General features: G+C 58.6%; 9 protein-coding genes. 4 read left to right on the forward strand and 5 right to left on the reverse strand.

Features of this window, described 5'->3' with window-relative positions; translation table 11 throughout:
- The first annotated feature begins 461 nt into the window (after positions 1–461).
- From Ga0074115_RS14980 to Ga0074115_RS14990, 3 genes are all read left to right on the forward strand, one after another.
- Positions 462–1,601, forward strand: coding sequence for an FIST signal transduction protein (locus Ga0074115_RS14980; protein ID WP_057955393.1), 1,140 nt, complete (start codon positions 462–464; stop codon positions 1,599–1,601).
- Positions 1,598–3,469, forward strand: coding sequence for a putative bifunctional diguanylate cyclase/phosphodiesterase (locus Ga0074115_RS14985; RefSeq protein WP_232433146.1), 1,872 nt, complete (start codon positions 1,598–1,600; stop codon positions 3,467–3,469). Before Ga0074115_RS14980 ends, Ga0074115_RS14985 begins: the two co-directional genes overlap by 4 nt.
- Positions 3,470–3,539: 70 nt before the next feature.
- Positions 3,540–3,911: an Mth938-like domain-containing protein gene (locus Ga0074115_RS14990; RefSeq protein ID WP_060528682.1), complete on the forward strand. Its 372-nt coding sequence runs from the start codon at positions 3,540–3,542 to the stop codon at positions 3,909–3,911.
- Here Ga0074115_RS14990 and Ga0074115_RS14995 read toward each other — a convergent pair.
- Positions 3,908–4,444 carry a hypothetical protein gene (locus Ga0074115_RS14995; RefSeq protein WP_060528683.1) on the reverse strand — a complete coding sequence of 179 codons (537 nt, stop codon included), beginning with the start codon at positions 4,442–4,444 and terminating at the stop codon, positions 3,908–3,910. The genes Ga0074115_RS14990 and Ga0074115_RS14995 overlap by 4 nt on opposite strands.
- Positions 4,445–4,675: 231 nt before the next feature.
- Between Ga0074115_RS14995 and Ga0074115_RS15000 the strand changes: the two genes are divergently transcribed.
- Positions 4,676–5,356 carry a hypothetical protein gene (locus tag Ga0074115_RS15000; RefSeq protein WP_057957187.1) on the forward strand — a complete coding sequence of 227 codons (681 nt, stop codon included), beginning with the start codon at positions 4,676–4,678 and terminating at the stop codon, positions 5,354–5,356.
- On the opposite strand, the gene ccoS is transcribed toward Ga0074115_RS15000, so the two are convergent.
- From ccoS to ccoG, 4 genes are all read right to left on the reverse strand, one after another.
- A complete protein-coding gene (gene ccoS, locus Ga0074115_RS15005; protein ID WP_057957186.1) occupies positions 5,341–5,550 on the reverse strand; it encodes a cbb3-type cytochrome oxidase assembly protein CcoS in 210 nt (69 codons plus the stop codon). The two genes, Ga0074115_RS15000 and ccoS, sit on opposite strands and share 16 nt — an antisense overlap.
- A gap of 29 nt (positions 5,551–5,579) precedes the next feature.
- The gene (locus Ga0074115_RS15010; protein WP_057957185.1) at positions 5,580–8,111 is read right to left on the reverse strand and encodes a heavy metal translocating P-type ATPase; all 2,532 of its coding nucleotides are present in this window, start codon (positions 8,109–8,111) and stop codon (positions 5,580–5,582) included.
- A gap of 6 nt (positions 8,112–8,117) precedes the next feature.
- Entirely contained in the window at positions 8,118–8,621 is a 504-nt protein-coding gene (locus Ga0074115_RS15015; protein WP_060528684.1) for a FixH family protein, read from the reverse strand.
- A gap of 81 nt (positions 8,622–8,702) precedes the next feature.
- Positions 8,703–10,097, reverse strand: a complete 1,395-nt coding sequence (gene ccoG / locus Ga0074115_RS15020) for a cytochrome c oxidase accessory protein CcoG (protein ID WP_060528685.1) — start codon at positions 10,095–10,097, stop codon at positions 8,703–8,705.
- Positions 10,098–10,448 lie beyond the last annotated feature (351 nt).

Here is a 10,448-nt window from a genome sequence, read left to right on the forward strand (position 1 = left end):
ACGCCGCTGGCCACGCTGGAAGACGGGAAACAAATCTGGAAGGAAAAATTCATCGGCTGAATTTGACCTGACAGTCACGCCATCGAAATCGGTAACTATCAGATTAAGTCCCGACTACTACAACTTAGTGCCATTTAGATCAGGCTCGATTGATGGCCAGAATAGGGGCAAACCACGTTTTTAAAATGAAAACATGGTCTGTCCTTTTTGCCCTACCACCAACTCTTCCCTCCCCTATTTTTCACTGTGGTTGTTACTTCGCCGGACCACTTGCCACACCACCCCAGACCGACCAGCGCAAGTTCGTCATCGCATCTTGACCCCCTCGCCCTTCCGTAATACCTTCATTCCATTAGCGAATCACCAAGCCACGCCGCCTCTGTGAGACAGGCACTCAGGGCAGATGCTCGCATTCCCGCCGCGCAGACAGGGATATTGAGGCCCATACAGAAGAATTTCCCATGCAACTCTCCACCTATCAGTATTCACCTGACCGTGGATGGGATAAGCCGTTAGATCCCACTCTGGACTCCGACCAGACATGGCTGATCCTGTTCGGCACATCGGACATCGATGCCTTGGCATCGGGCATGGATAATCTTCGCACAGCCTTTCCGCAGGCGATCTGGATCGGCTGCTCAACGGCTGGCGAGATCCTCGGCCCCACGCTCAGCGACCACACCCTCTCCGTGGCTGTGCTCAGGTTCGCCCACACCAAACTGCGCTGCGCGGTGCGTGAAATCGACGATACTCATGCCTCCTTCGAGGCGGGTACACATCTGACGCAATCATTGGCAGCACCGGACCTCAAAGGAGTGTTCGTGCTCTCCGACGGCCTGAAGGTCAACGGCTCGGAACTCGTCAAGGGGCTCTCTGAGAGCCTGCCGGAAAAGGTCATCATCACGGGCGGGCTGGCCGGTGATGGCGATAGCTTCCAGAAGACCTGGGTAGTGGTGGACAAGCACCCCCGCTCCCACCATATCGTCGCGGTCGGACTGTATGGCGAACATGTTGGCATCGCCCACGGCTCACGCGGTGGATGGGATGTGCTAGGCGTGGAGCGCGAGGTCACTCGCGCCGAAGGCAATGTGCTCTATTCTCTGGACGGCCAACCGGCGCTGACACTCTACAAACGCTTTCTGGGCGAACGCGCGGCGGGCCTGCCAGCCACTGGGCTGCTATTTCTCCTGGCGATCCGCAACGATCTAGAAGAGGATGGCTGGACGGTGCGCACCATCCTCTCCGTCGACGAGACCAAAAACGCCATCACCTTCGCCGGCGACATCCCCCAAGGCAGCTATGTGCGCCTGATGCGGGCGAATTTCGAGCGATTGATCGACGGTGCAGCCGACGCGGCCGACAGCGTCACGCTACAGGATTATCCTGGCGGCCCTCTACTCAGTGTGGCAATCAGCTGTGTCGGGCGCAGGCTGGTGCTGGGCCAGCGCACCGAGGAGGAGATCGAGGCCTCGCTAGACGGCCTGCCGCAAGGCACCGAGCAGATCGGCTTCTACTCCTATGGAGAGATATCACCCTTGGCGAGCGGGCGCTGCGACCTGCATAATCAGACCATGACCCTGAGCCTGTTTTGGGAAAAGTGAACGAAGAGCTCCACCGGCTGCTCACACGACAGCTGCGCAAACTCAGTCTGAGCCCCGACCAGCCACCTGAACCCGCATCCTGGCAGGAATTATTATCCCGAATCGACCAGGCCTATCACGACGCCGACCAGGATCGCTACACACTGGAGCGTTCGCTCACCCTCTCCTCGGAGGAGATGCAGACCCTCTACCAACGCCAAAAATCCTCCTACGAGACGCGCCTGCACGCGATTGTCGGCGCGCTTCACGATCTGCTCTTTCTCAACGATGAGGATGGCCTCTATCTGGAGGTGCTCACCGCGCGCAATGATCTGCTCTACCGACCTGCGGAGGAGATTAAAGGTAAGACGATCCATGACATCTTCCCGCCCGAAATGGCGGAGCAGTTCCTCTCCACGATCCACAAGGCCCTGCAGAGCCAGACCCTGCAGGTCATCGAGTACAACCTCAACATTCCATCCGGTTCCGACTGGTTCGAGGCCCGCATAATGCCCACGGAACTGATGGTCAACGGCAAACAAACCGTAATCTGCCTGGTGCGAGATATCAGCGAACTCAGGCGCTCGCGCGAAGCGCTGAAGCACATGGCCACCCACGACCCGCTCACCGGCCAGGCGAACCGCAAACTATTCGAAGAGAGACTCGACCAGGCCCTCAGCCGCGCAACCCGCACCGGCCATGCCGGCACTGTCATGTTCCTCGACCTCGATCGTTTTAAGATCATCAACGATTCACTTGGCCATGCCGTAGGCGATGAGCTGCTCAAACAGGTAACCGGACGACTGAAAGAGGTGTGCCGGACGGAGGACACCATCGCGCGCCTCGGCGGTGACGAGTTCGCCCTGCTGATCGAGGATATCGACTCCAAGGCCGACGCAGAACATATCGCCGACAAGATCCTGCAGCGCTTCTCCGCACCCTTCTTTGTACAGGGGCACGATCTGGACATTACCGCCAGCATCGGCATTACCCTGTTTCCTTTGCACGGTAACGACGGGAGTGAGTTGATCAGGCAGGCGGACGCCACTATGTATTCGGCCAAGAACGCTGGACGCAACTGCTACCGCCTGTTCAGCCATGCGATCTCCCAACGTGATCAGGCAGCATTCAGTCTGGAACGACAGCTGCGACGAGCAATAGTCAACGATGAGCTGTTTCTTGAATACCAGCCTCAATTCAGACTCTCGGATGGGCAGCTGACCGGCCTCGAGGCCCTAGTGCGTTGGCGCTCTCCTGGGCGCGGCCTGATATCGCCCGGTGAATTCATTCCCATCGCCGAAACCAGCGGCCTGATCGACGAGATCGGTCTATGGGTGTTCCACAGCGCCTGTGAGCAGGCCGCCGCATGGGATAAGGAGGAGCTGGAGTATTGCAGGCTTGCCATCAACATCTCACGACGCCAGTTAATGCACAATCACCTGGGGCATTCCCTCGCCGAGGTCCTGGCAGCCACCGGCGCCCGTGCCAGCCGCCTTGAGTGCGAAATTACCGAGAGCGCCGTCATCGAAGAGGCCAGTGTCGCCAGCCACAACCTGCTGGCCATGTCGCAACTGGGCCTGCAGCTGGCCATCGACGACTTCGGCACCGGTCACGCCTCACTTGCAAACCTCAAGCGATTCCCGCTGAACCGACTCAAGATCGACCGTACCTTCGTCAATGACGTGGGACGCGATCCCGACGACGAGGCGATCATCCGCGCCACGGTCTATCTGGCGCACGGACTGGGCCTGGAGGTCATCGCAGAGGGTGTGGAAAACGAGATCCAGAAAGGTTTTCTTCGTGAGACAGGCTGTGACGAGATACAGGGCTATTTATGCGGCCGGCCGATGCCGGTGGAGCAGGCCACCGCACTGTTGCGCAAAGATTGAAGCAGCCAGCAAATAGATGGCCCTGCCGGAGCCGCTTCAGCCACTCCGCAAAATCGGGTATGGTCGCCCCATGAAATTCACTCAGGATATAAGCAGCGGCCAGAACGTGATACGCGCCTATTCAGAAGAGCGTATCTCGATCAACGGGATCGCATTTGAAGAGAGCCTGATTATAACGCCGGCGACGATTATCGAGCAGTGGCGGCCACAGCGTTTCGAAGATCTGTGCGAGGATGACTTCGCAGCAGCCGTGGCGCTTGAACCGCAGCTGGTGATACTCGGCACCGGCGATCGCCACGCCTTCCCCCACCCATCGCTGCTGCGGCTGCTGGTAGAGCGAGGAATCGGTCTGGAGTCGATGTCCACCGCGGCAGCCTGCCGCACCTACAACATCCTGGTCAGCGAGGGGCGGCAGGTCGCCGCCGCACTGATCATCCGTTAGGTTCCTGGCTGATTCTCCGGCTCTGCGAGCGTCACCACACCATCAGGCTTGGGATATTTCAGCAGCAGGCTGCGGGGCATCTTCTGTTGGTCGGTCTGGTGCAGCGCATCTGACTCCATGATGATCAGGATCAGCACGGTCACCATCACCGGCAGGATGCTGCCCCCTCCGACTACCGCGTAGACCGCCACCTCCATCATGCCGAAGTAGGTGTAGCCGATCCATCCCGCAAAACACACCAGCAGGGCGAACATGATCATGCCAAGAAAGATACGGCTGCGGGCCGCAGCCAGCTGCCAGTGGCACATCACATACCACTCATCGACCTGGCACGAGCGGCGTGCCCGCCACAGGGTATAGAAGAGCGTCATGAGCGACACAACGGGTACCAATGCGACCGGTTGCCAGAAGGAGCGCGCCACCCCCAGCGAGGCGACAAACCAGAGGATGTGGTTGCCAATCAGGTTGGTGAGGAAGACTTCATGGGGAATCTTCGCCTTGTGTGCAGCCGCTTCGGATATCTCGAATTTCATCGGGCTCAGGTAACTCAGCAGGGGAACGGGGTCAGGCAACCCAAGTTACCATATCGCAACCGGAAATTTCATCTCACGCCATCGACTTCTGCATCCCCGCCGGCGCACCCCTTGCAAATTGACAAGAGCCAAAGCGGGCCTAGCGTTGTAGAATCCCCCATTGCCGGCGGACCCGGGATCATCGACCTGCTCTCGTCCGCCTCCACAATTACCAGCCATTAGCAGAGTCAGATGGATAGAAAAATCCTCTTCGGAATCCTTGCCGCCACTCTCATCGCCGTCAGCCTGGCCATCATGCTGCCCGGAGGGAAGGCCCCTGACGCAGAACCCAAACTCCCCTGGAGGATCAGCCTGGATGCGCTGGGCAACTCCCGCGTGTTCGGCCTCACCCTGGGCAAGAGCACCCTGGCGGATGCCCGTCATCTGCTCAGGGATGAAGGCAAGGTCTCACTCTTCATCTCCAAGGGCGAAGCCCCGGTGCTGGAGGCCTATTTCGAACGCATGGCGCTGAGTGGCCTGAAGGCCGATTTTGTGTTCGTACTGGAGGCCGACGAGAGTCAGTTGCAGGGCTTCTATGAACGGGGGGCGCGCATCGCCCGCACTACAGAGATGACCAGCAAGGTCGATCTCGCCTTTGAGGATATGCAACAGGTGGCACAACTGCCGATCAAGCTGATCAACTACATCCCGGTCACCAACCTGGACGAGGCGTTGATCCGCAGCCGATTTGGCGAGCCCGACTCGCAGATCCCGGAGGGTGATTCAGGGGTGATGCACTGGATCTATCCGGCGCAGGGCCTGAGTATCAGCCTCAACCCGGAGGGTAAAGAGGTGCTGCAGTACACCAACCCCGCAGAGGTAGAAGCGCTGATCGAATCGATCAAAAACAACGCCGCTCAACCCTCGTCCTGATCCTCAGCATCGGGCATACGCCGCTCCGGGGAGCGGCGTTTCTTCTTCGGGCCAGCGTCATCGTCCATCAGGATACGGTGGGCCTCACCCTCGAGGTCATCGAACTGCCCACTGCGGGCGGCCCAAAATAACACCACCACCGCCACCAGGCCGAGGAAGATCATGCCCGGAATCAAACCATAGATAACTTCCATCCAATACCCCCCAAGTTAATCTAATAATTTTAGCGGGAGTCGACACCGCGGAACAGGGTGCGAATGCGGGCCGCATTGCTGATCACCGCCAGCGAGCTGATCGGCATCGAGATCGCCGCCACCAGCGGTGTCACCACCGCCGCCATCGCCAGCGGCACCATGATGATGTTGTAGAGGATCGAGATCCCGATATTCTGGCGGATGGTGCGCAGAGTGCGCCGCGACAACCCGGTCGCCAGCCGCACCTTCTCCAGCTCGCTGCTCATCAGCACGATATCGGCGCTGGCGATGGAGACATCGGTGCCCGATCCCATGGCAATGCCGACATCGGCGCGTACCAGCGCCGGCGCATCATTGACGCCATCCCCCACCATCGCAACCTTGTGGCCGTCCCGCTGCAGTCCGGCGATCACCTGATCCTTCTGCTCGGGTAGCACCTCGGCGATCACCTCCATTCCGCCCAGACGCTCAGCGATCGCCTCCGCCGTCTGGCGCCGGTCACCGCTCAGCAGGGTCAGCTGCATCCCCTCCGCCTTCAGGTCAGCGATCAGCTGCGGCGCGTCGGGCCTGATCCGATCTTCGATGCCGATCAGCAGTTGCTCTTTGCCATCCAGCGCCAGATGGATCACCCCCACTCCCTGGGCCTGAAACTCCTGCTCGGCCTGATCCAAATGACTCAGACGCGTTACCCCTGAGTGCTCCATCCAGGCAGCGCTGCCTGCGATCAACTCGCGCCCGGCCACTTCGCCGCTGATCCCCATGCCTGGGTGGTTTTTGAAACTGTTGACCGCAATCTTGCGGTAGTCGCCGCCCTGCTGTTCCACCCAGCTGAGGATCGCCTGTGCCGTGGGGTGCTCCGAGTAGCGCTCCAGTGCCGCCAGCTGGCGCAGCAGATCGACGAGCGGTTCGGGCATCGACTCATCGTCGCTAATCTGCCAGCGGCCTGCTTCGCTGTGAACCGCCACCAACGACATACGCCCTTCGGTGAGGGTGCCGGTCTTGTCGAACACGACATGATTGATGCTGGAGAGGCTTTCGAGCACCTCGCCGTTCTTCACCAGGATGCCATACTTGGCCCCTAGGCCGGATGCCACCGCGATCGACATCGGCGTAGCCAGACCAAAGGCGCAGGGACAGGTGATAATCAGCACCGAGGTGGCCGCCAGCAGGGCCACCTCAAAATCGGTTTGCAACCACCACAGAAAGGTGGCGCTGCCCAGCGCCAGGGTGACCGCCACGAACCAGGGCACGATCTGGTCCGCGACACACTGGATCGGCGCCTTGGAGGCCTGTGCCTCTTCTACCAGACGGATGATGCGCCCCAGCGCGGTGTCCTTGAGCGCGCCTTCGACTTCAATCTTCAGCATGCCGTGGCCGTTGATGGTGCCGGCTGAGACCGACGCGCCGACCCCCTTCTCCACCGGCAGCGACTCGCCGGTCAGCAGCGCCTCATCCAGGGCACTCTCTCCCTCGACGATCGTACCATCCACCGGAATTCGCTCGCCAGGACGCACCAGCACCAGTTCGCCCCGTTTCACCGCGCGGATCGGCACCAGCTCCTCCTGGTCATCGCGCAGCACTGTCGCCACTCGCGGCTGCAGATCGAGCAAGCGCTGGGTGGAGGCCACCGCTTGGCGCTTTGAGATCGCCTCCAGATAGCGGCCAACCAGTATCACAAACAGGAAGTTGACCACCGTATCGTAGTAGACATCTCCCAACTGCGAGCCGGAGAGAGTCACATAGACTGAATAGAGGTAGGTGATGGAGGCGCCGATGGCGATCGGCAGATCCATGCCGAGGTGGAAGTTCTTCAGACCTACCCAGGCGCCTTTGAAAAACGGATGGCCTGAGTAGAGCAAGACCGGTGTCGCCAGGGCAAAGCCGACCCAGTGAAACATGCCGCGAAACTCACCCTGGTCCGCACCTGAGTAGAGTGCAATCGAGATCCATAGCAGGTTCATCATGCCGAAGCCGGCAAATGCCATGCGGTAGAGCAGATTACGATTCTGCCGCTTCAGCTTGCCCTCGGCCACTTCGGGGTCGTAGGGCACCGCCGCATAGCCGATCTGCCCCAGGCGTTCGATGATGCGGGAGAGCTTCAGCTGTTGGTTATGCCACTTGAGATGCAGCCGCTTTCCCGACAGGTTGACACTGGCATGGGCAACCCCTGGCATGGCGCGCAGAGTGTGTTCGATCAGCCAGACACAGGCGGCGCAGTGGATCCCCTCTACCAGTAGATGGATATCGCGCAGTTCACCCAGATCACCAACGAACTCCTCCTGCACCTCATCCAGATCATAGAGGGCGAGCTCTTTGGGCAGTTCAGGCGGCGGCGCCAGGCTGGCGTCCTCCGGGGTGCGTCGATAGAAGCCCTCGAGGCCCGCCTCGTAGATCGCCTCACAGACAGCTTTGCAGCCGGTACAACAGAAGTGCTGCTGCTCGTCCTCGATACGGGCGACCACATCGTCATCTGGCGGTATCGGCAGGCCGCAGTGGAAACAACCCGACTCCGGTATCGTCCCATCAGGCGTTTCGCTAGACAAAACCCGGCTCTCTAACATCTACTCTCAGGGCATCCAGTCGATACCGACCCCGATCCGCTTGGGCGTATTGAACTCATCCTCACCCCGTTTCACGCTGACCAGGATGTCCCAGGCGCCGAGCAACGGAAAGCGCAGTTCCGCTTCATAGACTCCAGGCGCCACCTGCAGCATCGGTACCGAGAAGTCCTCTGCCGCATCCGAGGGACGATAGGCGTGGAACATCACCTGATCTACCGTCACCGGCTGATCCGACTTGTCTTTGACCGTAAAACGGGCGGCAATTACCTGGTCGACATCGATCTTGCGCGGCAGCTGGATTTTCATCTGCCAGCCCGGATCATTGGCACGCCGCTTCATCATGTTCTCTTCGTAATCCTGACCACGCTCATAAAAATCTTCATTCACCAGGCCGGGGTTGTTATCCACCGCCATGAAAATCATGAACAGGTTCATCGAGAAGAAGATGGCTACCATCGCCACCCAACCGATCACCCAGGGGCTGCGCCATGCGGAATTCTTGTCTGCCATATCGTCACTAATCGTCACTTAAGCCAAAAACAGAGGGGCGGACCACTGGTCCGCCCCTGGAGCCTACTTAGTATATAGAAGTCAGTACCTTGGACCAATAAAGATACTCTCTCGCTGGGCCTTCAGTAGCTCTTCACCCAGCTGCCCCTCCACATGGAAGATGATCGGTGTCGTCTCCTGCTTGAGCAGCTTTTTCGGCACCCTCACAAAGACAGTCCGCGGGGTGACCTTGCCGTGCCGGGCAGTTGTCACCAGGTCGGCATCCACCAGGATCGCTCCGTCAATACCACTGATGCTGATCTTGGCCGGTATGTCGCCCGTCATCTTGTTGAGGATCTTGAGCGTGTATTTGTTCTGGATCGAGCCATCACTCTGCAGCACGAACAGCGGCTGACGGGAGTGAATCACCTTTATCTCGAGCGCATCGAGTGTACTCATGCCATAGCCTATCCCCAACAGGGCAGCCGTCATGATGATGCTGTAGACCCAGACCCGTGGACGCTTCAGCAACGGGCGATTTTCCTTGCCATTCAGGGCATCCAGCGACTCGTAACGGATCAACCCCGTTGGCCGGCCAAGCTTTTTCATCACCGAGTCACAGGCGTCAATGCAGAGCGCGCACATGATGCAGCCCTCCTGCTGGCCATGGCGGATATCGACGCCAGTCGGGCAGACTGCGATGCACTGGCTGCAGTCGACGCAGTCGCCAGTCGTACGCTCCTCTTCGGAAACACCTTTCTTCACGCGTCCGCGGGGCTCGCCACGATGGAAGTCGTAGGTTGGCACTACCGTGGTATTGTCGATCATTACCGCCTGAATACGGGCATAGGGACAGAGCCAGAAACAGGTCTGCTCACGCAGGAAACCTGCCAGCACATAGGTTCCCACGGTAAACAGGGCAATGGAGATGATGGCTGTCGAGCCCAGAGTGAAGCTCATCAAATCCGCCCAGAGTTGGAAGGCATCAACAAACCAGGCAACAAAGCTGATACCGGTGAGGAACCCGATAACCAGCCATAGCAGGTGCTTGGTCAGCTTGATACGGATCTTGTTGACATTCCAGGACGCCTTGTCGAGTTTACGACGCTTCTGAGGAGCCCCCTCCAGCTTATCTTCAATCCAGGCATAGATATCGGTCCAGACAGTCTGAAAGCAGAAAAAACCGCACCAGATACGTCCAGCCAGAGCTGTCACCACAGCCAGCAGAATCGCAAAGAACAGTAGCGTCAGGGAGAGCATCCAGAAATCCTGTGGCAGGATGGTCACGCCGAAGATATGAAACTGGCGGTTGGGAATATCAAACAGAACTGCCTGGCGATCTCCCCAGCGCAGATAGGGACCCAAAAACAGGATCAGCCAGAAGGAATTTGCATACCATTTATAGCTGCGCCATTTGCCTTTCATGCGCTTGGCATGAATGGTCTCTTCGCCGGTATTAAGCTGCCAGTGTTCCGCCTCGTCGTACAGTTCCTCCATTGAGGATTGCTGGGAAGTGCTCTTTTCTGCGCTCAACGGCCTAGCTCCTATTGGATGAAGAATAATCCAGATTGTTCCCCATCATATCCGGCAAATATCATCAAAACCAATGCGTTTTATCAATCCAAGAATCGCTCTAAAGATATCTTCAGATGTATGCAACGACACCATCAGAAAAGTGCATGGCCTCACCTCTTCACTCATTCATACCGTAGCCAAACCCGATTTCCCATAAAAAAAGGGGGGGGGTAACCAGAGCCATTCGGTTAATCTGTTGATACCGGAAGTGAGAAAAGCCCGCTTCGGACGAAGCGGGCTTTTTTATTTCTTGACGAAGATGAGCTATGTTTT

Origin of the sequence: endosymbiont of Ridgeia piscesae, from assembly GCF_001443665.1 — a bacterium.
In the GTDB taxonomy this organism is placed as follows: Bacteria; Pseudomonadota; Gammaproteobacteria; order Chromatiales; family Chromatiaceae; genus Endoriftia; species Endoriftia persephonae.

Coding starts and splice junctions, on each gene's coding strand:
- Ga0074115_RS15015 (WP_060528684.1), bottom strand. CDS start 8,621: ATGGCAGACAAGAATTCCGCATGGCGCAGCCCCTGGGTGATCGGTTGG.
- ccoS (WP_057957186.1), bottom strand. CDS start 5,550: ATGGAAGTTATCTATGGTTTGATTCCGGGCATGATCTTCCTCGGCCTG.
- Ga0074115_RS15000 (WP_057957187.1), top strand. CDS start 4,676: ATGGATAGAAAAATCCTCTTCGGAATCCTTGCCGCCACTCTCATCGCC.
- Ga0074115_RS14980 (WP_057955393.1), top strand. CDS start 462: ATGCAACTCTCCACCTATCAGTATTCACCTGACCGTGGATGGGATAAG.
- Ga0074115_RS15010 (WP_057957185.1), bottom strand. CDS start 8,111: ATGTTAGAGAGCCGGGTTTTGTCTAGCGAAACGCCTGATGGGACGATA.
- Ga0074115_RS14995 (WP_060528683.1), bottom strand. CDS start 4,444: ATGAAATTCGAGATATCCGAAGCGGCTGCACACAAGGCGAAGATTCCC.
- Ga0074115_RS14990 (WP_060528682.1), top strand. CDS start 3,540: ATGAAATTCACTCAGGATATAAGCAGCGGCCAGAACGTGATACGCGCC.
- ccoG (WP_060528685.1), bottom strand. CDS start 10,097: ATGGAGGAACTGTACGACGAGGCGGAACACTGGCAGCTTAATACCGGC.